The 23,108-nt window shown below is 73.5% G+C and carries 18 protein-coding genes; 14 read left to right on the plus strand and 4 right to left on the minus strand.

All coding sequences use genetic code 11. The features are described from left to right. Window positions 1-38: 38 nt before the first annotated feature. Together QC282_RS21570 and holA are read left to right on the plus strand one after the other, a co-directional pair. On the plus strand, window positions 39-284 hold the full coding sequence (locus tag QC282_RS21570; protein ID WP_279551168.1) for a hypothetical protein: 246 nt from the start codon (window positions 39-41) through the stop codon (window positions 282-284). An 88-nt stretch (window positions 285-372) separates the two neighbouring features. Continuing rightward, window positions 373-1,362, plus strand: coding sequence for a DNA polymerase III subunit delta (holA, locus tag QC282_RS21575; RefSeq protein WP_279551169.1), 990 nt, complete (start codon window positions 373-375; stop codon window positions 1,360-1,362). A gap of 293 nt (window positions 1,363-1,655) precedes the next feature. Here the strand turns inward: holA and rpsT are convergent, their stop codons facing one another. After that, window positions 1,656-1,922, minus strand: coding sequence for a 30S ribosomal protein S20 (rpsT, locus tag QC282_RS21580; protein ID WP_279551171.1), 267 nt, complete (start codon window positions 1,920-1,922; stop codon window positions 1,656-1,658). A gap of 253 nt (window positions 1,923-2,175) precedes the next feature. Between rpsT and lepA the strand changes: the two genes are divergently transcribed. From lepA to hemW, 4 genes are all read left to right on the plus strand, one after another. Further along, window positions 2,176-4,044 (plus strand): translation elongation factor 4, encoded by a 1,869-nt coding sequence (gene lepA, locus QC282_RS21585; protein ID WP_279551172.1) that lies wholly within the window; start codon window positions 2,176-2,178, stop codon window positions 4,042-4,044. Window positions 4,045-4,292: 248 nt separating this feature from the next. Further along, window positions 4,293-6,167, plus strand: coding sequence for an AMP-dependent synthetase/ligase (locus QC282_RS21590; RefSeq protein ID WP_279551173.1), 1,875 nt, complete (start codon window positions 4,293-4,295; stop codon window positions 6,165-6,167). A gap of 256 nt (window positions 6,168-6,423) precedes the next feature. After that, window positions 6,424-8,337, plus strand: coding sequence for a SpoIIE family protein phosphatase (locus QC282_RS21595; RefSeq protein ID WP_279551174.1), 1,914 nt, complete (start codon window positions 6,424-6,426; stop codon window positions 8,335-8,337). Between the two features lie 546 nt (window positions 8,338-8,883). Continuing rightward, entirely contained in the window at window positions 8,884-10,116 is a 1,233-nt protein-coding gene (hemW, locus tag QC282_RS21600; protein WP_279551175.1) for a radical SAM family heme chaperone HemW, read from the plus strand. A 127-nt stretch (window positions 10,117-10,243) separates the two neighbouring features. Here hemW and QC282_RS21605 read toward each other — a convergent pair whose 3' ends face one another. Both QC282_RS21605 and QC282_RS21610 read right to left on the minus strand, forming a co-directional pair. Further along, window positions 10,244-11,101: a DUF3097 domain-containing protein gene (locus QC282_RS21605; RefSeq protein WP_279551176.1), complete on the minus strand. Its 858-nt coding sequence runs from the start codon at window positions 11,099-11,101 to the stop codon at window positions 10,244-10,246. Window positions 11,102-11,135: 34 nt separating this feature from the next. Next, a complete protein-coding gene (locus QC282_RS21610) occupies window positions 11,136-11,861 on the minus strand; it encodes an MBL fold metallo-hydrolase (RefSeq protein WP_279551177.1) in 726 nt (241 codons plus the stop codon). Between the two features lie 159 nt (window positions 11,862-12,020). On the opposite strand from QC282_RS21610, the gene hrcA reads away from it, so the two are divergent. From hrcA to QC282_RS21630, 4 genes are read left to right on the plus strand one after another with little or no spacing between them, the layout of a single operon-like run. Continuing rightward, window positions 12,021-13,037, plus strand: a complete 1,017-nt coding sequence (gene hrcA, locus QC282_RS21615) for a heat-inducible transcriptional repressor HrcA (protein WP_279551178.1) — start codon at window positions 12,021-12,023, stop codon at window positions 13,035-13,037. After that, window positions 13,038-14,174, plus strand: a complete 1,137-nt coding sequence (gene dnaJ, locus QC282_RS21620; RefSeq protein WP_279551179.1) for a molecular chaperone DnaJ — start codon at window positions 13,038-13,040, stop codon at window positions 14,172-14,174. A gap of 55 nt (window positions 14,175-14,229) precedes the next feature. Next, the gene (locus tag QC282_RS21625; RefSeq protein ID WP_279551180.1) at window positions 14,230-15,300 is read left to right on the plus strand and encodes a nitronate monooxygenase; all 1,071 of its coding nucleotides are present in this window, start codon (window positions 14,230-14,232) and stop codon (window positions 15,298-15,300) included. Further along, window positions 15,297-16,037: a 16S rRNA (uracil(1498)-N(3))-methyltransferase gene (locus tag QC282_RS21630; protein ID WP_279551181.1), complete on the plus strand. Its 741-nt coding sequence runs from the start codon at window positions 15,297-15,299 to the stop codon at window positions 16,035-16,037. The genes QC282_RS21625 and QC282_RS21630 overlap by 4 nt, the downstream gene beginning before the upstream one ends. A 30-nt stretch (window positions 16,038-16,067) precedes the next feature. Here the strand turns inward: QC282_RS21630 and QC282_RS21635 are convergent, their stop codons facing one another. Continuing rightward, on the minus strand, window positions 16,068-17,732 hold the full coding sequence (locus tag QC282_RS21635) for a hypothetical protein (RefSeq protein ID WP_279551182.1): 1,665 nt from the start codon (window positions 17,730-17,732) through the stop codon (window positions 16,068-16,070). 112 nt (window positions 17,733-17,844) lie between these two features. On the opposite strand from QC282_RS21635, the gene QC282_RS21640 reads away from it, so the two are divergent. The 4 genes from QC282_RS21640 to QC282_RS21655 all read left to right on the plus strand — a co-directional run bounded on the left by QC282_RS21640 (window position 17,845) and on the right by QC282_RS21655 (window position 23,098). Continuing rightward, window positions 17,845-18,420: a hypothetical protein gene (locus QC282_RS21640; protein WP_279551183.1), complete on the plus strand. Its 576-nt coding sequence runs from the start codon at window positions 17,845-17,847 to the stop codon at window positions 18,418-18,420. 80 nt (window positions 18,421-18,500) lie between these two features. Continuing rightward, window positions 18,501-21,767 carry a S41 family peptidase gene (locus tag QC282_RS21645; RefSeq protein ID WP_279551184.1) on the plus strand — a complete coding sequence of 1,089 codons (3,267 nt, stop codon included), beginning with the start codon at window positions 18,501-18,503 and terminating at the stop codon, window positions 21,765-21,767. A 65-nt stretch (window positions 21,768-21,832) separates the two neighbouring features. Next, window positions 21,833-22,186 carry a histidine triad nucleotide-binding protein gene (locus QC282_RS21650; RefSeq protein ID WP_279551185.1) on the plus strand — a complete coding sequence of 118 codons (354 nt, stop codon included), beginning with the start codon at window positions 21,833-21,835 and terminating at the stop codon, window positions 22,184-22,186. A 6-nt stretch (window positions 22,187-22,192) separates the two neighbouring features. Next, window positions 22,193-23,098, plus strand: coding sequence for a ribonuclease Z (locus QC282_RS21655; protein ID WP_279551186.1), 906 nt, complete (start codon window positions 22,193-22,195; stop codon window positions 23,096-23,098). Window positions 23,099-23,108 lie beyond the last annotated feature (10 nt).

Genomic DNA, 23,108 nt, shown 5'->3' on the forward strand with positions numbered 1-23,108 from the left:
GCCGTTCGGGCGCCGGGCGGTAGCGGACAATGGCTGTCGTGAGCGACGTGAGACATGTGCTGGTGCTGCCCGACCGAGATGCCGCGCAGGAGGCGGCCGAGGCACTCGGGGAGCGGTTCGGGCTGGACGAGGAGCCGCAGCTCGTCCGGGACGCGCTGGCCGGCGAGGACGACGCCGAGGACGCGCAGTGGCTGGTCGTCCTGCGGGACGAGAAGGACCGGCTGGACCCCGCGGAGCTGGACGAGTTCGCGGGCGAGTGGGACGGCTGGCGCGAGGAGCCGTGACCCGGAGACCGGGGGCGAGCGGGACGAGCCGCCCCCCGGCACCCGGGCTCGGGCGGCGTTGTCAGTGGCGCGTGCGATGCTTGTCGCGATGGCCAGGAAGACTGCGAACGACGACCCTCTCGCCCCGGTGACCCTTGCCGTGGGCCAGGAGGACCTTCTGCTCGACCGTGCCGTGCAGGAGGTGGTGGCCGCCGCCAAGGCCTCCGACGCCGACACGGACGTACGTGACCTGTCCTCGGACCAGTTGCAGCCCGGCACCCTCGCCGAGCTCACCAGCCCGTCGCTCTTCGCGGAGCGCAAGGTCGTGGTCGTACGCAACGCACAGGATCTTTCGGCCGACACGATCAAGGACGTCAAGGCGTATCTCGGCGCGCCCGCCGAGGAGATCACGCTCGTGCTGCTGCACGCGGGCGGCGCCAAGGGCAAGGGCCTGCTGGACGCGGCGCGCAAGGCGGGCGCTCGTGAGGTGGCCTGCCCGAAGATGACGAAGCCGGCGGACCGGCTGGCGTTCGTGCGCGGCGAGTTCCGGGCGCTGGGGCGTTCGGCGACGCCGGAGGCCTGCCAGGCGCTGGTCGACGCCATCGGCAGCGATCTGCGGGAGCTGGCGTCGGCGGTGTCGCAGCTGGCCGCGGACGTCGAGGGGACGATCGACGAGGCCGTCGTCGGGCGCTACTACACCGGCCGGGCCGAGGCGTCGAGCTTCACCGTCGCCGACCGGGCCGTCGAAGGCCGGACTGCGGAGGCGCTGGAGGCGTTGCGCTGGTCGCTGGCGACGGGCGTCGCGCCGGTGCTGATCACCAGCGCGCTGGCGCAGGGCGTGCGCGCGATCGGCAAGCTGTCCTCCGCGCGCGGCGGCCGTCCCGCCGACCTGGCCCGTGAGCTGGGCATGCCGCCGTGGAAGATCGACCGGGTGCGCCAGCAGAGCCGGGGCTGGACGCCGGACGGCCTGTCGGTCGCGCTGCGGGCGGTCGCCGAGGCGGACGCGGGCGTGAAGGGCGGCGGCGACGACCCCGAGTACGCGCTGGAGAAGGCGGTCGTCGCGATCGCTCGGGCGGCCCGTTCCCGAGGACGCGCGTAACCCCACACCCCAAGCCCTCATCGCACGGCGAACGCCCGCACGGCGAACGCCCGCACGGCAAACGCCCGCAAGGCAAACGCCTGCACGGCGAACGCCTGCACGGCGAACGCCCGCACGGCGAAGGCCCCGTCCGGTCGCTCTGGGGAAGAGCGGTGGACGGGGCCTTCGCGTCAGGCTTCTGGGGCCGCACCCGCGTGGCGAACGCAGGCCGCGTGCGGCTCCGGGGTGCCGGTCGGGAGCGGATGAGAGAGGGCCCGCTCTGGGTCCTTCCGGCGGTCAGATCAAGGAGAGAGTCAGCCCTTGACGGACGCGACCTTGGAAGCAAGCGCCGACTTCTTGTTGGCGGCCTGGTTCTTGTGGATGACGCCCTTCGAGACGGCCTTGTCGAGCAGACGCGCGGCATTGCGCTGGTACTCGGTGGCCTTCTCGACGTCACCCGCGGCAGCGGCCTCGCGGGCCTTGCGGATCGCGGTCTTCAGGGAGGACTTGACGGCCTTGTTGCGCAGCCGGGCCTTCTCGTTGGTCTTGATCCGCTTGATCTGGGACTTGATGTTCGCCACGAATGAGCCTCTACAGGTTCTGGCACGGGGCCGCACGGGTCCCGCGCCGATGATTTGGTACCGGTGATTTCTTGAAGCTGTGCCTCCTGCGAGAGGGCATGAGACACAGCCACCCAGCCTACCAGCGGGCCGGAGAGTGGCCCAAACCCGTCGCGGCTCCGCAACCGTGGGACCATGGAGCCTACGTATAGACCCGATCGTTCCGACCCGAGACCGCAGACGGCTGCGGACGCCTCAAGAATCAGGACCCTGCGTGCCCGCGATCCCTAGCCATGTGCCCGAGCCGAGCCGTACCGACCCGGCTCTGATCCGCAATTTCTGCATCATCGCGCACATCGACCACGGCAAGTCCACGCTCGCCGACCGGATGCTCCAGCTGACCGGAGTGGTCGAGCAGCGGCAGATGCGCGCCCAGTACCTCGACCGCATGGACATCGAGCGCGAGCGCGGCATCACGATCAAGTCCCAGGCGGTGCGGTTGCCGTGGGCCCCGACCCACGACAAGAGCAACACGCACATTCTCAACATGATCGACACCCCGGGGCACGTCGACTTCACGTACGAGGTCTCGCGGTCGCTCGCCGCCTGCGAGGGGACCATCCTCCTCGTCGACGCCGCCCAGGGGATCGAGGCGCAGACCCTCGCCAACCTCTACCTGGCGATGGAGAACGACCTCACGATCATCCCGGTGCTCAACAAGATCGACCTGCCGGCGGCGCAGCCGGAGAAGTTCGCCGAGGAGCTGGCGAACCTGGTCGGCTGCGACCCCGACGACGTGCTCAAGGTGTCCGCCAAGACCGGCCTGGGCGTCGAGGCGCTGCTGGACAAGGTCGTCGCCGAGATCCCCGCCCCGGTCGGCGTCAAGGACGCCCCGGCCCGCGCGATGATCTTCGACTCGGTCTACGACTCCTACCGCGGTGTCGTGACGTACGTCCGTGTCATCGACGGCCAGCTCAACAAGCGTGAGCGGATCCGGATGATGTCCACGAACGCGACGCACGAGCTGCTGGAGATCGGCACCAACTCGCCGGAGATGCTGTCGGCCGACGGCCTCGGCGTCGGTGAGGTGGGCTACCTCATCACCGGTGTGAAGGACGTCCGCCAGTCCAAGGTCGGTGACACGGTCACCAGCCAGCACAAGGGCGCCACGGAGGCGCTCGGCGGCTACAAGGACCCCAAGCCCATGGTCTTCTCCGGGCTGTATCCGCTGGACGGGTCCGACTACCCCGAGCTGCGCGAGGCGCTGGACAAGCTCCAGCTCAACGACGCCGCGCTGGTCTACGAGCCGGAGACCTCCGCCGCCCTCGGCTTCGGTTTCCGCGTCGGCTTCCTCGGTCTGCTGCACCTCGACGTGATCCGTGAGCGCCTGGAGCGCGAGTTCGGCCTCGACCTGATCGCCACCGCGCCGAACGTGGTCTACCGCGTGGTCATGGAGGACGGCTCGGAGCACACCGTCACCAACCCGAGCGAGTTCCCCGAGGGGAAGATCGGCGAGGTGTACGAGCCGGTCGTGCGCGCGACCATCCTGGCGCCGAGCGAGTTCATCGGCTCGATCATGGAGCTGTGCCAGACCCGGCGCGGCACCCTGCTCGGCATGGACTACCTGTCCGAGGACCGGGTGGAGATCCGCTACACCCTGCCGCTCGCGGAGATCGTCTTCGACTTCTTCGACCAGCTGAAGTCGAAGACCCGCGGCTACGCCTCCCTCGACTACGAGCCCACCGGCGAGCAGACCTCCAGCCTGGTCAAGGTCGACATCCTGCTGCACGGCGACAAGGTGGACGCGTTCTCCGCGATCACCCACAGGGACCAGGCGTACGCCTATGGCGTGCGGCTGGTGGCCAAGCTGAAGGAGCTGATCCCGCGGCAGGCCTTCGAGGTGCCGGTGCAGGCCGCCATCGGCTCCCGGGTCATCGCCCGCGAGACCATCCGCGCCATCCGCAAGGACGTCCTGGCCAAGTGCTACGGCGGTGACATCTCCCGTAAGCGGAAGCTGCTGGAGAAGCAGAAGGAAGGCAAGAAGCGGATGAAGATGGTGGGTTCCGTGGAGGTCCCGCAGGAGGCCTTCATCGCCGTCCTCTCCAGCGACGACGGCGCGGCATCGGCCAAGGGCAAGAAGTGACCGCCGGTTACGGCTGATCGTCCACCCGAACCGGGCGGAACAGGGGCCTGTCGTACGAAAGTGCGGCGGGCCCCTGTGCATTCACCGGGTGGCTGTCTGTAGGAAGTGACAGGGCGCAGGCCCTTACGTACTGGCCGGATGCGCTTTACCCTGATGCCTGCTCGATAGTTACTCGCGAGTTAAACAAGCTCGCGGGGAGAACCAGCCGCACTGAGCCAGCCGCACTGCCGCGGGCCCCGGAGGATGTCGTGAGCGACGCACAGACACTGATCGAGAACCGTCCGCCGTCCGTGGCGGGCCTCTTCCTGGAGCGCGTGGCGGCCACGCCCGATGCCGAGGCCTACCGCTATCCGGTGCCCGCCGCATCCGGTGCGGGCCCGGACGACTGGAAGTCCCTGACCTGGGCGCAGGCCGCCGAGCGGGTCCACGCCATCGCGGCCGGACTCATCGAGCTGGGCGTGCAGCCGGAGCAGCGCGTCGCGCTCGCCTCCTCGACCCGCATCGAGTGGATCCTCGCCGACCTCGGCATCATGTGCGCCGGCGCGGCCACGACGACGGTCTACCCGCAGACCAACGCGGAGGAGTCGGCGTACATCCTCTCCGACTCCGAGAGCCGGGTGCTGATCGCCGAGAACGCCGACCAGCTCGCCAAGGCCCGCGAGAAGCGCGGCGAGCTGCCCGAGCTCACCCACGTCGTGGTGATCGACGGGGCGGGCGTGGAGACCAGCGACTGGGTTCTCACGCTCGCCGAGCTGGAGGCCCGTGGCGCGGCCCGCCTGGACAAGGACCCCGAGCTGATCAGGCAGCGGGTCGGCGCGATCACCAAGGACCAGCTCGCCACCCTCATCTACACCTCCGGCACCACCGGCCGTCCCAAGGGCGTGCGCCTGCCGCACGACAACTGGTCGTACATGGCGAAGGCGATCGCCGCGACCGGGCTGGTCGGCGGCGACGACGTGCAGTACCTGTGGCTGCCGCTCGCGCACGTCTTCGGCAAGGTGCTCACCTCCGGCCAGATCGAGGTGGGGCACGTCACCGCCGTCGACGGCCGCGTCGACAAGATCATCGAGAACCTGCCGGTCGTGCGGCCGACGTACATGGCGGCCGTGCCGCGCATCTTCGAGAAGGTCTACAACGGGGTCGCGGCCAAGGCCCGCGCGGGCGGCGGCGCCAAGTACAAGATCTTCCAGTGGGCGGCCGGCGTGGCCCGCGAGTACGCCAAGGTCACCCAGGACAACTTCCGCCGCACCGGCGTCGCGAGCGCCCCCTTCGGGCTGACCGCCAAGCACAACGTCGCCGACAAGCTCGTCTACGCCAAGATCCGCGACGCCTTCGGCGGCAACCTGCGCGCCTGCGTCTCCGGCTCGGCCGCGCTCGCCCCCGACATCGGCTACTTCTTCGCCGGCGCCGGCATCCACATCCTGGAGGGCTACGGCCTCACCGAGTCCTCCGCGGCGTCCTTCGTCAACCCCGGCGAGGCCTACCGCACCGGCACGGTCGGCAAGCCGCTGCCCGGCACCGAGGTGCGCATCGCCGACGACGGCGAGATCCTGCTGCGCGGCCCCGGCATCATGGAGGGCTACCACGGGCTGCCCGAGAAGACCGCCGAGGTCCTGGAGGCGGACGGCTGGTTCCACACCGGCGACATCGGCGAGCTCTCCCCGGACGGCTACCTGCGGATCACCGACCGCAAGAAGGACCTCATCAAGACCTCCGGCGGCAAGTACGTGGCGCCCGCCGAGGTCGAGGGCCGGTTCAAGGCGATCTGCCCGTACGTCTCCAACATCCTGGTGCACGGCGCCGACCGGAACTACTGCACCGCCCTCATCGCCCTGGACGAGATGGCGATCACCGAGTGGGCCAAGGAGAACGGCCTGGAGGGCAAGCCGTACGCCGAGATCGTCGCCGCGCCGGTCACCGTCGAGATGGTCGACGGCTACGTCAAGCAGCTCAACGAGGGCCTGCAGCGCTGGCAGACCATCAAGAAGTTCCGCCTGCTGCCGCGCGACCTCGACGTCGAGCACGGCGAGATCACCCCGAGCCTGAAGCTGAAGCGGCCCGTGGTCGAGCGCGAGTACAAGCACCTCATCGAGGAGATGTACGAGGGATCGCGCGAAGCGTGACTCCCGCGGGCGCGGGCGGCGCACACCCCCCGGGCGCCGCCCGCGCCCGTTTCTCCCCTCACGCAACCCCGGGGCCGGGTCCTGGCCGAATCAGGCGCTTCCGTGCCGGTTTCCGACCGGTGCAAGCACACCCGTAGCACGTTTTCCGCCCATGACCACCCACTTTTGGTAACTCCCCGCGTATGGGCGCAGTCGGTCTGTCACGCTGTCGGCAACGACCGAGGCGCACTCGTACCGATCGTCCGGGGAGCTGTCCATGGGGGCCATTCCGACGCAACGGGAGATCCTCTCCCGTACCGCCGAGGCGCCCGCGCCGCAGCACCACGCGCGGGCGCACGCCGGCCTGCCCGGCAGCAGCCTCGCCCCCGGCTCGGCCCGCGCCCTGGTGCGCGGCGCCCTCGCCGACTGGGCCGACCGCGGTCTGCCCGGCGCCGACCGGCTCACCGACCGGCTCGCGGACGACGCCGGCCTCGTCGTGAGCGAGCTCGTCACCAACGCGGTCGTGCACGCCGGCACCGACGTCGAGCTCTCCTTACAGCTGGACGAGGACACCGGCACCCTGCTGCTGGAGGTCAGCGACCACCACCCCTCGCGCGCCCCGCGCGACGGCCACGCCGAACCGCCCGACGAGCCGCCCGAGTACGGGCGCGGCCTGCGCCTGGTCGCCTCGCTCGCCGAGAGCTGGGGCATCACCTACCGCCCGGACACCAAGACCGTGTGGGCCCGGCTGCCCGTCACCGCCCGGGACGAGGACGGCGTGTTCCCGGTGGACCCCGGCGGACTCGGTGCCGCGGGCCTGCTCGCGCCCGAGCCGCCCCGCGACTGGCGGGCCGCCGAGGAGAGCCGCGACGCGGACTGGCTGAACCGGGGCGCCCTGTCCTTCCTCGCCGAGGCGTCCGGACTGCTCGCCGGACAGCTCGACGAGGACCTCGTCGCCTCCCTCACCGCCCAGCTGATCGTGCCGCGGCTCGCCGACTGGTGCGCGGTGTGGCTGGAGGACGAGTCCACCGGCCGCGGCGGCAGGGCCGACGGCCCCTGGGCGCCCGGCGCGCGGCTGGCCCGCGTGTGGCACGGCAGCGAGAACCGCATCGAGGAACTGCGCGCCGCCCTGGAGAAGGACCCGCCCCGGCTGCCCGACCCGATGACCTCCGGACCCGTCCCCCACCCGTGGCCCGCGCAGGCGCTCGGCCCGCACGGCGTCTACGGCACGGCACTGGCGTACCGGCTCGTCGCGGGCGGTCGGCCGCTGGGCACGCTCGTCATCGGGCGGGCCGGCACGCCCCGCTTCCCTGACGAGATCACCGGCCTGGTCGAGGACCTCGGCCGCCGGGTGGCGCTCGCCGTCGGGGCGGCCCGGCAGTACGCCCGGCAGGTCACCATCAGCTCCGTCCTGCAACGCGGCCTGCTGCCCGGCGCGGTCGCCGAGATACCGGGCGTGCGCAGCGCCCTCGTCCACGAGCCGTGCGACCAGGGCGGGCCGAGCGGCGACTTCTACGACCTGTTCCCGGCCGGCGAGGGCCGCTGGTGCTTCGCCGTCGGCGACGTCCAGGGCAAGGGGCCCGAGGCCGCCGTCGTCATCGGGCTCGCCCGGCCCTGGCTGCGGCTGCTCGCCCGCGAGGGGTACGGCGTCGCCGACGTCCTCGACCGCCTCAACCAGCTCCTCCTCGACGACGCGACGGAGGCCGCGGACGCGGCGGCCCGCGCCCTGGCCGGCGGCCGGCCCGCGGGCCCCGGCGACGGCCCGCAGACCCGGTTCCTCTCCCTTCTCTACGGGGAGCTGGTGCTCGTGGAGACGGCGGCCGGGCCCGGCATCCGCTGCACCCTCGCCTCCGCCGGGCACCCGCTGCCGCTGCTCCTCGGCGCCGACGGCCGGGTCCACACGGCGGCGAGGCCGCAGACGCTGCTCGGCGTCGTGGAGGACGAGACGTACGTCAGCGAGACCTTCGAGCTGCGGTCCGGCGACACGCTGCTGTGCGTCACGGACGGCGTGACCGAGCGGCGCTGCGGATCACGCCAGTTCGACGACGAGGACGGGCTGGCGGTCGCCCTCGCGGGCTGCGCCGGGCTGGACGCGGAGCTGATCGCGGAGCGCATCCGCGGCCTGGTCCACGACTTCGGCACCCGCCCACCGGAGGACGACCTGGCCCTCCTGGTGCTCCAGGCCGAGTGAGGGCGGGTCCGGGGGGACGGTGTCGGGTCCGGGCGACGGTGTCGGGTCCGGGGGCGGCGGCTGGTCCGGGGGACGGTGGCAGGTCTCGGGGGCGGGGCCCTGGCGGCGGTGGCCGGTCCCGGGGACGGCGGCCGGTCCTGGGGACGGCGGCCGGTGCCGGTGCTGGGGACGGCGGCCGGTGCGAGCGGCGGCGGGCCCGCGGGACGGCCGGTCCGAGTGGCGGCGGGCCCGCGGGACGGCCGGTCCGAGTGGCGGCGGGCACTGGGCACGGTTCCCGATCCGGGGCGGCGGGCCCGGGGACGGCGGCCGGTGCTGGGGACGGCGGCCGTCCTGGAGACGACGGCCGGTGCGAGCGACGGCGGGCGCGGGAGACGGCCGGTGCGAGCGAGGGCTGGCCCGGGGGACGGCCGGTCCGAGCGGCGGCGGGCACCGGACACGGTGGCCGGTCCGGAGGGCGGCCGGTCCGCGTGACGGTGGCAGCCGCCCCGCGGCGTGTGGTGCCGCCGACCGCCGGGCCATGGCGCCCGGTGCTGGACAATGGAGTACATGCCTTCCGCACTCCCCGACGGCGAGCCCGTCCCCGACGACGGCGCACTGCCCCCGCACGCGCTCGCCGGGGCCGCGGACCGCCCCCTCGGGTTCTACCTGCACGTCCCGTACTGCGCGTCCCGCTGCGGCTACTGCGACTTCAACACCTACACCGCGACCGAGCTGCGCGGCACCGGCGGCGTCCTCGCCTCCCGCGACAACTACGCGGTCACGCTGACCGACGAGATCCGCCTCGCCCGCAAGGTCCTCGGCGACGACCCGCGCCAGGTCAGCACGGTGTTCGTCGGCGGCGGCACCCCGACGCTGCTGGCCGCCGCCGATCTCGTACGGATGCTGGCGGCGATCCGCGACGAGTTCGGGCTGGCCGCGGGCGCGGAGATCACGACGGAGGCCAACCCCGAGTCCGTCGACCCCGCCTACCTGGCGGCGCTGAGGGCCGGCGGCTTCAACCGGATCTCCTTCGGCATGCAGAGCGCGAGGCAGCACGTCCTGCGCGTCCTGGACCGCACGCACACGCCCGGCCGCCCCGAGCGCTGCGTCGCCGAGGCCCACGCGGCCGGGTTCGAGCACGTCAACCTCGACCTGATCTACGGCACGCCCGGCGAGTCCGACGACGACTGGCGGGCCTCGCTGGACGCGGCGCTCGGGGCCGGCCCGGACCACGTGTCGGCGTACGCGCTGATCGTCGAGGAGGGGACGCAGCTCGCGCGGCGGATCCGGCGGGGCGAGATCCCGATGACCGACGACGACGTCCACGCCGACCGGTATCTCATGGCCGAGGAGGCGCTGTCCTCGGCGGGCTTCGAGTGGTACGAGGTGTCGAACTGGGCGCGGTCCGAGGCGGGCCGGTGTCTGCACAACGAGCTGTACTGGCGCGGGGCCGACTGGTGGGGCGCGGGCCCCGGCGCGCACAGCCACGTGGGCGGCGTGCGCTGGTGGAACGTGAAGCATCCCGGGGCGTACGCGGCGGCGCTGGCGGCGGGGCGCTCGCCGGGCGCGGGCCGGGAACTGCTGACGGACGAGGACCGCCGGGTCGAGCGGGTCCTGCTGGAGCTGCGGCTGCGGGACGGGGTGCCGCTGTCCCTGCTGCGGGAGGCCGGACTCGCGGCGTCCCGGCGGGCGCTGGCGGACGGGCTCCTGGACGCCGGGCCCTACGAGGAGGGGCGCGCGGCGCTGACCCTGCGGGGGCGGCTGCTGGCCGACGCGGTGGTGCGGGACCTGGTGGACTGAGGGGTGAGTCCCCGCACGAGCGGGGAGCCCGACCTGCTCGGCCGGGTCGACGAGTTGACCGACGGACCATCTCCGCGTGGGCGCAGAGCAGTCCGCCAGGTCCGGTGGGTCAATGACTCGCCCGGCTTCAGGGCACGGTCACGTGATCGATGAGGTGCTCCACACACCTCAGCAGTTCCGGCTCCAAGTCCTTGTATGAGCGGACCTTGGACAGGATGTGCTGCCATGCCGCACCGGTGTTTTCCGGCCAGCCCAGGGCGCGGCACACGCCCTTCTTCCAGTCCTGGCCGTGCGGCACGCGGGGCCACGCCCCGATGCCCAGGGCCGACGGCTTCACGGCCTCCCAGACGTCGATGTACGGATGGCCCACGACCAGGGCGTGCTCGCTGGTCACCGACTGGGCGATGCGCCATTCCTTCGAGCCCGGGACCAGGTGGTCCACCAGGACGCCGAGGCGCGCGTCGGGGCCGGGGGAGAAGTCCGCGACGATCGACGGCAGGTCGTCCACGCCCTCCAGGTACTCCACGACCACGCCCTCGATGCGCAGGTCGTCGCCCCACACCTTCTCGACCAGTTCGGCGTCGTGCCGGCCCTCGACGTAGATGCGGCCGGCGCGGGCCACGCGCGCGCGTGCGCCGGGGACGGCCACCGAGCCGGACGCCGTACGGGTGGGCCGTACGGGACCGCCGGCCGGTTTCACCAGGGTCACCACCCTGCCCTCCAGCAGGAAGCCGCGCGGCTCCAGCGGGAACACCCGGTGCTTGCCGAAGCGGTCCTCCAGGGTCACCGTGCCCGCCTCGCAGCCGATCACCGCGCCGCAGAAACCGGTGCCGGGCTCCTCCACGACCAGACCGGGCTCCGCGGGGACCTCCGGGACGGGCCTGGGCTTCTTCCACGGCGGGGTCAGGTCCGGCGAATACCGGCGAGGGCGCGGGCCCGAAGGGCCCTCACCGGAAGGGCGGTGGTGGGAGACGGGTGGGCGCATTCGAACGACGATAGGAGAAGCGGCCGTCCGGCGATCACGACACGCCGAAACGCGCCGCCAGCTCGTCGCGCTGCGCCCGCACGAACGCCGCGCCCACCACCGCTCCGTGACCGGGCACGTACAGCGCGTCCTCGCCGCCGAGGGAGAGCAGCCGGTCCAGCGCGGCAGGCCACCGCGCCGGCACGGCGTCCGGGCCGGCCTGCGGTTCGCCGGACTGCTCGACGAGGTCGCCGCAGAAGACCACCTCGCGGTCGCCGGGGACCAGGACGACGAGGTCGTGCGCCGTGTGGCCCGGGCCCACGTTCGCCAGCAGGACCTGCCGGCCGCCGCCCAGGTCGAGCGTCCACTCGCCGCTGACCAGGTGACGGGGCGGGGCGAGCGCGTCGGCGGCCTCCTGCGCGGTCGGCGCGTCCAGCCCGTGGCGCACCGCGTCCGCGCGCAGCTCCTCCCGTCCGCGCGGCCCGAACAGCGCGTCCACGCCCACCGCGCCGTACACCTCCGCCCCCGCGAGGGCCGGGGCGCCGAGGACGTGGTCGAAGTGCGGGTGGGTCAGCGCGAGATGCGTCACACGGTGACCGGTGAGCCGTTCCGCCTGCTCCCGCAGCCGGGCGCCCTCCGCGAGGTGGGACCCGGCGTCGATCAGCAGCGCGGCGCCGGTGCCGACGACGAGCCCGGCCGTGCAGTCCCAGCCCGGCAGCCGGCACCGGCCCACTCCGCCGGCCAGGTGCTCCCACCCCAGCTCTTCCCAAGTCACCGTCATACGGCGACGCTAGCTGCTGACGTCACGCTCCGGCACGGCGGCGTGGGACCGGCCTTGCCCCCGGTGCACCCCACGGCCGTACACTTGGCCGGGGAAGTCTGGCACTCGCACGCGCCGAGTGCCAGGGGCGGCGGCGGACGACAGCTGGAGGTGTGCGCGGTGCTCAGTGAACGCAGGCTTCAGGTGTTGCGCGCGATCGTCCAGGACTACGTCGGCACCGAGGAGCCCGTCGGTTCCAAGGCGCTCACCGAGCGTCACAACCTCGGCGTCTCCCCGGCCACCGTGCGCAACGACATGGCGGCCCTGGAGGACGAGGGGTTCATCGCGCAGCCGCACACCAGCGCGGGGCGCATCCCCACCGACAAGGGGTACCGCCTGTTCGTGGACAAGCTCGCCGGCGTCAAGCCGATGAGCCCGCCCGAGCGGCGCGCCATCCAGAACTTCCTGGAGGGTGCCGTCGACCTCGACGACGTCGTGGCCCGCACGGTGCGGCTGCTCGCGCAGCTCACCCGGCAGGTCGCCGTCGTGCAGTACCCGTCGCTGACCCGTTCGACCGTGCGGCACGTGGAGCTGCTGTCCCTCGCGCCGGCGCGGGTGATGCTCGTGCTGATCACGGACACCGGCCGGGTCGAGCAGCGGGTCGTGGACTGCCCGGCGCCGTTCGGCGAGATGGCGCTCGCGGATCTGCGGGCGCGGCTCAACAGCCGGGTCGCGGGCCGTCGTTTCACGGACGTGCCGACCCTGGTGGAGGATCTGCCGGAGGCCTTCGAGGCCGAGGACCGCGGTACGGTCTCGACGGTGCTGTCGACCCTCCTGGAGACGCTCGTCGAGGAGAACGAGGAGCGGCTGATGATCGGCGGCACCGCCAATCTGACGCGCTTCGGGCACGACTTCCCCCTCACGATCCGGCCCGTCCTTGAGGCGCTGGAGGAGCAGGTGGTGCTCCTGAAGCTGCTCGGCGAGGCGCAGGATCCGGGCGTGACCGTCCGAATCGGTCACGAGAACGCCCACGAAGGACTCAACTCCACGTCCGTCGTGTCGGTCGGCTACGGTTCGGGCGGCGAGGCGGTTGCCAAGCTCGGCGTGGTCGGACCGACCCGCATGGACTACCCGGGAACGATGGGAGCGGTACGCGCAGTGGCACGGTACGTCGGACAGATCCTGGCGGAGTCGTAAGTGGCCACGGACTATTACGCCGTTCTCGGCGTGCGCCGCGACGCGTCGCAGGAAGAGATCAAGAAGGCTTTCCGGCGGCTCGCTCGCGAGCTGCACCCGGACGTCAACCCCGATCCGAAGACCCAGGAGCGGTTCAAGGAGATCAACGCCGCCTACGAGGTGCTGTCGGACCCGCAGAAGAAGCAGGTCTACGACCTCGGCGGCGACCCGCTCTCGCAGGCCGGGGGCGGCGGCGCGGGCGGCTTCGGGGCCGGCGGCTTCGGGAACTTCTCCGACATCATGGACGCGTTCTTCGGTACGGCGTCGCAGCGCGGACCGCGCTCGCGCACCCGCCGCGGCCAGGACGCGATGATCCGCATCGAGATCGAGCTCGACGAGGCCGCGTTCGGCACGACCAAGGACATCCAGGTCGACACGGCCGTCGTGTGCACCACGTGCAGCGGCGAGGGCGCCGCCCCGGGCACCTCGGCGCAGACCTGCGACATGTGCCGGGGCCGCGGTGAGGTCTCCCAGGTCACCCGGTCCTTCCTGGGCCAGGTCATGACCTCGCGGCCCTGCCCGCAGTGCCAGGGCTTCGGCACGGTCGTCCCGACGCCGTGCCCGGAGTGCGCGGGCGACGGCCGGGTGCGTTCCCGCCGCACGCTGACCGTGAAGATCCCGGCCGGCGTCGACAACGGCACGCGCATCCAGCTCGCCGGCGAGGGCGAGGTCGGGCCCGGCGGCGGTCCCGCCGGTGACCTGTACGTGGAGATCCACGAGCTGCCCCACTCGCAGTTCCAGCGGCGCGGCGACGACCTGCACTGCACGGTCACGCTCCCGATGACGGCGGCGGCCCTCGGCACGAAGGTGCCGCTGGAGACCCTCGACGGCATGGAGGAGGTCGACATCCGTCCCGGCACGCAGTCCGGGCAGTCGATCCCGCTGCACGGCCGGGGCGTCACGCATCTGCGCGGCGGCGGCCGGGGCGACCTGATCGTCCACGTCGAGGTGCAGACGCCGACCAAGCTGGACGTCGAGCAGGAGCGTGTCCTGCGGGAACTGGCCAAGTTGCGCGGTGAGGAGCGGCCCCAGGGGCAGTTCCAGCCCGGGCAGCAGGGACTGTTCTCGCGTCTGAAGGACGCCTTCAACGGTCGCTGACGGTCAACGGACGGCCCGATTCGGACTTGTTCGGAGGACGTGACAACATGCCGTCATGTCCTCCGCGCTGACCGATCTCTTCCGTCACCCGATCGTGCAGGCCCCCATGGCGGGCGGCGTCTCCGTGCCGCAGCTCGCCGCCGCCGTGTCCGAGGCGGGCGGGCTCGGTTTCCTCGCCGCCGGGTACAAGACCGCCGACGGCATGTACCAGGAGATCAAGCAACTGCGGGGACTGACGAACCGGCCCTTCGGCGTCAACCTCTTCATGCCGCAGCCCGAGTACGCCGACCGGGCCGCGGTCGACGTCTACGCCCACCAGCTCGCCGGTGAGGCCGGCTGGTACGAGACCGAGCTGGGCGACCCGGACAGCGGCCGCGACGACGGCTTCGACGCCAAGCTCGCGGTGCTGCTGGACAACCCGGTGCCGGTGGTGTCCTTCCACTTCGGCTGCCCCTCGCGGGACGTCCTGGACGCCCTGCGCCGCGTCGGCACCCGCACCCTGGTCACCGCCACCACCGCCGACGAGGCCCGCGCCGTCGAACGGGCCGGGGCCGACGGCGTGATCGCGCAGGGCGTGGAGGCGGGCGGCCACCAGGGCACCCACCGGGACATCCCGGAGACGGACGGCTCCGGGCTCGGGCTGCTCTCCCTGGTCGCCCAGGTCCGTGAGGCCGTCGGTATCCCCGTCGTCGCCGCCGGCGGCATCATGCGCGGCGGCCAGATCGCCGCCGTCCTCGCGGCCGGCGCGAGCGCCGCCCAGCTCGGCACCGCGTTCCTCGTCACGCCCGAGTCCGGCGCCAGCCCGCTGCACAAGCAGGCGCTGACCAACCCCCTGTTCGTGCGGACGGAGCTGACCCGGGCGTTCTCCGGCCGGCCGGCGCGCGGCCTGGTCAACCGCTTCCTGCGCGAGCACGGCCCCTACGCGCCCGCCGCGTACCCGGAGATCCACCACCTGACCTCGCCGCTGCGCAAGGCCGCCGCCAAGGCCGGTGACGCGCAGGGCATGGCCCTGTGGGCGGGCCAGGGGCACCGCATGGCGCGGGAGCTGCCCGCGGGCCAGCTCGTGGAGGTGCTGGCCGCCGAACTCGCCGCCGCGCGGGCGGTGTTGGCGGGCGGCGCGCGATGACCGCGCCGGTGTTCGTGGTCGAGCACTTCGACGCCGGTGCCGACGGGCGTTACGTCCTGGCCGGACCCGAGGGGCGGCACGCGGTCTCCGTCAAGCGGCTGCGCCCCGGCGAGGGCGTCGTCCTCACCGACGGCGCCGGGCGCTGGGCCGAGGCCGAGGTGGTCGACACGGAGGGCAAGGACCGGCTGGTGGTGCGGCTGGGCGAGGTCGCCGAGGAGCCCGCCGAGTCGCCCCGCATCACCGTCGTGCAGGCCCTGCCCAAGGGCGACCGGGGCGAACTGGCCGTCGAGACCATGACGGAGGTCGGGGTCGACGCGATCGTGCCCTGGTCGGCGGCCCGCTGCGTCACGCAGTGGAAGGGCGAGCGCGGCGCGAAGGCGCTCGGCAAGTGGCGGGCCACCGCCCGTGAGGCCGGCAAGCAGTCCCGCCGCGTGCGGTTCCCGGACGTCGCGGACGCGGCCACCACCAAGCGGGTCGCCGCGCTGCTCGCGGACGCCGACTTCGCCGCCGTACTGCACGAGAGCGGCGACGAGCCGCTGGCCACCGCCGAACTGCCCGCGTCCGGCGACATCGTGCTGGTCGTCGGTCCCGAAGGCGGCGTGTCCCCCGAGGAGTTGGCGCTGTTCGAGGAGGCCGGCGCGAGGGCCTACCGCCTGGGCCGCAGCGTGCTGCGCACCTCGACGGCCGGCACCGCCGCCGCCGCCCTGCTGCTGGGGCGCTCGGGCCGCTGGTCCTGACGGCCCCCGGAGGCCGGGCACCGCCGGGCCTCACCCGGCCGGGCACCGCGGCTTCGGCTGGAGCGCGGGTATGAGCTGGACGTCCTCGCGGCGCACCGCGAACGAGTGCAGCTCGTCCTGTGAACGGCGGTGGGGGGCCCACAGCCAGATCCACTCGCCGGTGGAGCCGAAGGAGAGCACCGCCTGGTCGGTGGGGACCGGGCCGTTGTCCACGGCCAGCGGCTCGTCCGGCTTCAGCGGGCGCACGCACACCAGCCTGCCCTGCAGGCCGTAGTAATCGGACGGTGTGACGCCCCGCACCATGACGTCGCGCGCGGCGTCCCGAGCCGCGTCCCAGGCGTTGTCGTTGCCGAGGATCTTGGCGGTGAGGGCGTAGCCCACGGCCAGCAGCGTGGCCAGCACGACGGCGAACAGCCGGTACGTGGTGTCCCGGGTCAGGTGGAAGTGGCGCAGCCAGCCCACCAGCGCGACGAAGAACAGGGTGCTGCCCAGGGCGAGCACCATCGGCTCGGCGGCGGCCAGGTACCTGCCCGTGACCGGGGCGGGCACCACATTCGGGGGGATGTGGAAAAGGGACAGATAGGTGTCGTGCATCTGCCCGCCGAGCCACGCGACCATGGACCACACCACGGGGACCGACGCCGGCACCAGCCAGGCCGCGTGCCGGGTGAAGACGGTCCGGCGCAGCGCGAGGGCCACACCGGTACCGGTGAACGCGACCAGGGCCAGCACCAGCAGCGTCGCCCACATCGTGCCGGGCCGGACGTCGTGTCCCACGAGCGCGCCGAAACCGGCCAGCGCCGTGGTGCCCGCGACACCCGTGGCCCACTGCGCGGCACGCGAGCGGTCCCGGGTCTCCTTGGCCGTCCGGCCCAGCGGCAGCGCGCCCGCCGTACTGAGCAGCGCGGGCGGCAGCTTCCACCAGCCGTCCGCCCACGTCACGTACATGCCGCACGCCACCGCGAGCACGATGCCCACGGCGCCCGCGACCAGCCAGGCGCGGTGGACGCGGCGCTCCTGCGGCGTGCGGGCGAGCGGCGGGTTCTCGTCCGAGTGGCCCGGTACCCGCAGCGCGTGCCGCGCCGGGTCGAAGGCCCGGCCGCCCAGGTCACGGGCCGCCAGCTCCGCCCCGGCCGCCTCCCGCGAGTTCGGCCCCGCGGGCACGGTCACGGCCCGCTGCTCGTCCGCCCCGCCGAGCCGGGCCCACAGCCGGGCGGCGGCCGGCCGGAGCCGCCCGCCGGAGGGCGGGGCCCGGTGTACGTGGTACGTGGTGCGCGGCCCCCGCTCGTGCTCGACCAGTGCCGCGTCCCGCACCCACGCGCCCAACTCGGCCTGCCGGGCGAGCAGTTCCAGCTGGGCGACCGCCGTGCGGACCGCGCCCAGGCGGGCCCCGTGCAGCCGGACCTCGACGATGAGGGCGGCCCGGTGCTCGGCGCGCGGTGCCGCCTCGGCGGGCTCGGCGGGGCGCACGGACCAGCCGCGCTCCTCGAACAGGACGGTGGCGTACGCGACTTCGTCGGGGTGGTCCACCACGTCGACCAGCATGCGCACCCGGCGCCGGTGCGGCGGCTGCGGCGGGCCCGCCGCCTGCTCGGCGGGTCCGGCCGGCAACTCCTCGGCCTCGGACGAGGCGCGCGGGGCCGGCACGGGCCGGGTGTTCCTGCGGGTGCGGATCCGCGGGGTCGGCGAGGGCATCAACGCTTCTCCGGGTGCGGGAGGTCGGGACCGCCCGATTGTGTCAGCGCGCGACGCGGAGTGGCCGTATGCGCCCTACCGCCGCAGCCCCAGCGGTGGCAGGCTGCCGTCCATGGGGGCTTCGAGGCGGATTTGGCGGACGCCCGGCGTCCGGGGCCGTCGGCGGGCCGGTGCTGTGGCCGGCTTCGCCGTGGTGGCCGTGGCCGGTGTCGTCGCGTGTGAGCCGGGCGGGCTGAACACCGGGGCGGTGGCCTTCACGACGGACCAGGCGGTGACCCGGGAGCTTCAGCGGCAGAAGACGGACGTGCGGTGGCTCACCTGCACGGCCTCCTACGGGGAGGGCGGCGGCGGTACGGCGTCGTCCACCGCGACCGAGAAGGCCGTCGCCGACGTCGACTGCGAGGGCGAGACCGGCGACGGGCGGGACATCACCGTCACCGGCAGGATCACCCGGGTCGTCAACGGCGCCTGTGTGCGCGGGAGTCTGACCGCCAAGGTCGACGGCAAGGTGTGGTTCCGCGTCGACGGGCTGGGCAACTGCGACGCCGCCACCAGCGCCCCGCCCGCGGGCGGCGAACCGGGCGGCGAACCGGGCGGCGGGGGAGCCGAGCCCACCGTCACGGTGACCGTCACGCGGACCGTCTGGTGCCGCGAGGACCCCGACTGCGCGCCCGTCGAGGGCAAGTGAACCGGTCAGAGGGGTGTGCGCTCCCGGTCAAGTGATCGGAACCCCTGTCCGCGGGCGCCGCCGCTGCATAGGGTGATCGGGTGACTCAGCCTGCAACGACAGCACCGGCGGCCTCGCCTGCGTATCTCCGGTTCCCGCACCTGCACGGCGAGTTGGTCGCCTTCACGGCCGAGGACGACGTGTGGGTCGCGCCGCTCGACGGCTCACGCGCCTGGCGGGTCAGCGCCGAGAACATTCCGGTGACCACGCCGCGCATCTCGCCGGACGGCACGACCGTCGCCTGGACCTCCACCCGCGACGGCGCCCCCGAGGTGCACGTCGCGCCGGTCGACGGCGGCCCCGCCAGACGCCTCACGTACTGGGGCAGCTGGAAGACGCAGGTGCGCGGCTGGACCCCGGACGGCGACGTCCTCGCGATCACCACCCACGGCCAGGCCAGCCTGCGCCGCACCTGGGCCCGCGCCGTCCCCCTGGACGGCGGACCGGCGGCCACCCTGCCGTACGGGCCGGTCGGCGACGTCGCGTACGGGCCGCGCACCGTGCTGCTGTCCGCCACGATGGGCCGGGAGGCCGCCTGGTGGAAGCGCTACCGGGGCGGCACGGCCGGCAAGCTGTGGATCGACCGGGACGCCCCCGACGGGGACGGCGCCGGGGAGTTCGTCCGGCTGCACGAGGACCTGGACGGCAACATCGAGTACCCGTTCTGGGTCGGGGAGCGCATCGCGTTCCTCTCCGACCACGAGGGCACCGGCGCCGTGTACTCCTCCCTCGCCGACGGCTCCGACCTGCGCCGCCACACCCCGCTTGGGGGCACCTCCCGCTCCGGCGAAGCCGAGAGTGGGGGAGGCTTCTACGCCCGGCACGCCGCCACCGACGGCACCCGCGTCGTGTACTCGAGCGCCGGCCGGCTGTGGCTGCTGGACGACCTCGACGGCGCCGAGCCGCGCCCCCTCGACATCCGGCTCGGCGGGCAGCGCGTCGACCTGAACCCGTTCCCGGTCAACGCCGCCCGCTGGTTCGGCGCGGCGTCCCCGGACCACACCGCGCGCGGCAGCGCCGTCTCCGTACGCGGCTCCGTGCACTGGGTCACCCACCGCTCCGGACCCGCCCGCGCGCTCGCCGCGCGGCCCGGCGTACGGGCCCGGCTGCCGCGCACCTTCCGCGCCGACGGCGAGGAGTGGGTGGTGTGGGTGACCGACGCCGAGGGCGACGACGCGCTGGAGTTCGCGCCCGCCACCGGCCTGGCCCCCGGCGCCACCCCGCGCCGGCTCGCCGCCGGGCAGCTCGGCCGCGTCCTCTCCCTCGCCATGGCCCCCGACGGCAGCCGCGTCGCCGTCGCCTCGCACGACGGCCGGGTGCTGCTCGTCGAGCGGGAGACCGGCGAGGTCCGCGAGGTGGACCGCAGCGAGGACGGCGACGCCTCCGGGCTGGTGTTCTCGCCGGACTCGTCCTGGCTCGCCTGGTCCCACCCCGGCCCGCGCCCGCTGTGCCAGCTCAAGCTCGCCAACACCACCGACCTGTCCGTCACGGAGGCCACCCCGCTGCGCTTCCAGGACTACGCGCCCGCGTTCACCCTGGACGGCAAGCACCTCGCCTTCCTGTCGGCGCGGTCCTTCGACCCGGTCTACGACGAGCACGTCTTCGACCTCGCGTTCGTCGAGGGCGTCCGCCCGTACCTGATAACGCTGGCCGCGACCACGCCGTCCCCGTTCGGGCCGCAGCGGCACGGCCGCCCCTTCGAGACGCCGGACCGGGAGGAGACCCCCGACAGCGAGGGCACCCCCACCACGCGCATCGACCTGGACGGCCTCGCCGACCGCATCGTGCCCTTCCCGGTCGAGGCCGCCCGCTACTCCAACCTGCGCGCCGCGAAGGACGGCGTGCTGTGGCTGAGGCACCCGGTGCACGGCGTCCTCGGCCACTCCCGCGCCACGCCCGACGACGCCGACCCGCACACCGAGCTGGAGCGCTACGACCTCGCCCAGCAGCGCGTCGAGCATCTCGCCGCCGACGCCGACCACTTCGAGGTCAGCGGCGACGGCAAGCGGGTCCTGCTGTGGACGGACAGCCGGCTGAAGGTCGTCCCCAGCGACCGGCGAGCCTCCGGCGACGACGACAGCGACACCAACATCACCGTCGACCTGTCCCGCGTACGCCACCTGATCGACCCGGCGGCCGAGTGGCGGCAGATGTACGAGGAGACCGGCCGCGTCATGCGGGACCACTTCTGGCGGTCCGACATGAGCGGCGTCGACTGGGACGGGGTCCTGGACCGCTACCGGCCCGTCCTGGAGCGCGTCGCCACCCACGACGACCTGGTCGACCTGCTGTGGGAGGTGCACGGCGAACTCGGCACCTCGCACGCCTACGTCACCCCGCGCGGCGGCTTCGGCGGCGGCGCCCGGCAGGGCCTGCTCGGCGCGGACCTCTCCCGCCACGAGGACGGCACCTGGCGCATCGACCGCGTCCTGCCCTCCGAGACGTCCGACCCGGACGCGCGCTCCCCGCTCGCCGCGCCCGGCGTCGCGGTCCGCGCCGGGGACGCGATCGTCGCCGTCGCGGGGCAGCCGGTCGACCCGGTGACCGGCCCCGGCCCGCTGCTGGTGGGTACGGCCGGCAAGCCCGTGGAGCTGACCGTCCTGCCGTCCGGCGGCGGCGAGCCCCGGCACGCGGTGGTCGTCCCGCTGGACGACGAGGAGCCGCTGCGCTACCACGCCTGGGTCGCCGACCGGCGTGCCTACGTCCACGAGAAGTCCGGCGGCCGGCTCGGCTACCTGCACGTGCCCGACATGCAGGCGCCCGGCTGGGCGCAGATCCACCGGGACCTGCGCGTCGAGGTCGCCCGCGAGGGCCTGGTCGTCGACGTCCGCGAGAACCGCGGCGGCCACACCTCCCAGCTGGTGGTGGAGAAGCTGGCGCGGCGGATCGTCGGCTGGTGCTCGCCGCGCGGCATGCGGCCGTACAGCTATCCGATGGACGCGCCGCGCGGGCCGGTCGTCGCCGTCGCCAACGAGTTCTCCGGCTCCGACGGCGACATCGTGAACGCGGCGATCAGGGCGCTGGGCATCGGACCGGTCGTCGGCATGCGCACGTGGGGTGGTGTCATCGGCATCGACAGCCGCTACCGCCTGGTCGACGGCACGCTGATCACCCAGCCGAAGTACGCGTTCTGGCTCGAGGGTTACGGGTGGAGCGTGGAGAACCACGGCGTGGACCCGGACGTGGAGGTTCCGCAGCGTCCCCAGGACTACGCGGCGGGCCGGGACCCCCAGCTGGACGAGGCGGTCCGCCTGGCCCTTGAGGCCCTGGAGCACACCCCCGCCAGGACCCCGCCCGGCCTGCCGTAGCCGCGGGCGCCGCGCACCCACCCGATACGATGCCCCCCGTATCCCGATCGACCGCCGGAGGACACATGGCAGGGGAACCGCAGGACGACTGCCTGTTCTGCAAGATCGTCGCAGGGCAGATCCCGGCGACGATCGTGCGCGAGACGGAGACCACCGTCGCCTTCCGGGACATCAACCCGCAGGCCCCGACCCACGTCCTGGTCATCCCCAAGGCGCACTACCGGGACGCCGCGGCCCTCGCCGCCGGCGCCCCGGAGCTCGCCGCCGACGTGCTGCGCGAGACCCAGGCCGTCGCCGACGAGGAGAAGCTCGACAGTTACCGCGTCGTCTTCAACACCGGCGGCGGCGCCGGCCAGACGGTCTGGCACACCCACGCCCACGTCCTCGGCGGCCGCGGCCTGAACTGGCCGCCGGGATAAGCAGCCGTGTCCGTACGCGAGTTGGTGGTCCTCGGCACCGCCAGCCAGGTCCCGACCCGGCACCGCAACCACAACGGCTACCTGCTGCGCTGGGACGGCGAGGGCATCCTGTTCGACCCCGGCGAGGGCACGCAGCGCCAGATGCTGCGCGCCGGGGTCGCCGCCCACGACCTGAACCGGATCTGCGTCACCCACTTCCACGGCGACCACTCCCTGGGCCTGGCGGGCGTGATCCAGCGCATCAACCTGGACCAGGTGCCGCACGAGGTCACCGCCCACTACCCGCGCTCCGGCAAGCGGTTCTTCGACCGGCTCCGGTACGCCACCGCGTACCGCGAGACGGTGCGGCTGACCGAGGTCCCGGTCGCCGCCGACGGCGTCCTCGCCGCCACCCCGGGCTACACCCTGGAGGCGCGCAGGCTCTCCCACCCCGTCGAGTCCTACGGCTACCGGCTGACCGAGCCCGACGGCCGCCGCATGCTGCCCGAGCGGCTCGCCGCGCACGGCATCGAGGGGCCCGACGTGGGCCGTCTCCAGCGGGAGGGCGTCCTCGACGGGGTCACGCTGGAGGACGTGAGCGAGGTGCGGCGCGGGCAGCGGTTCGCGTTCGTGATGGACACCCGGCTGTGCGACGGCGTGCACGCCCTCGCCGACGGCTGCGACATGCTCGTCATCGAGTCGACGTTCCTCGACGAGGACACCGGCCTCGCGGTGGAGCACGGCCACCTCACCGCCGGGCAGGCGGCGCGCGCGGCGCGGGACGCGGGCGTACGGCATCTGGTGCTCACGCACTTCAGCCAGCGCTACAGCGAACCGGAGGAGTTCGAGCGGCAGGCCAGGGCAGCCGGCTTCGAGGGCGAGCTGACCGTGGCGCGCGACCTGTTGCGGGTGCCGGTTCCGAAACGTCGGTAAACGGCTCGTA

The organism is Streptomyces sp. DH24 (genome assembly GCF_029813775.1).
In the GTDB taxonomy this organism is placed as follows: Bacteria; Actinomycetota; Actinomycetes; order Streptomycetales; family Streptomycetaceae; genus Streptomyces.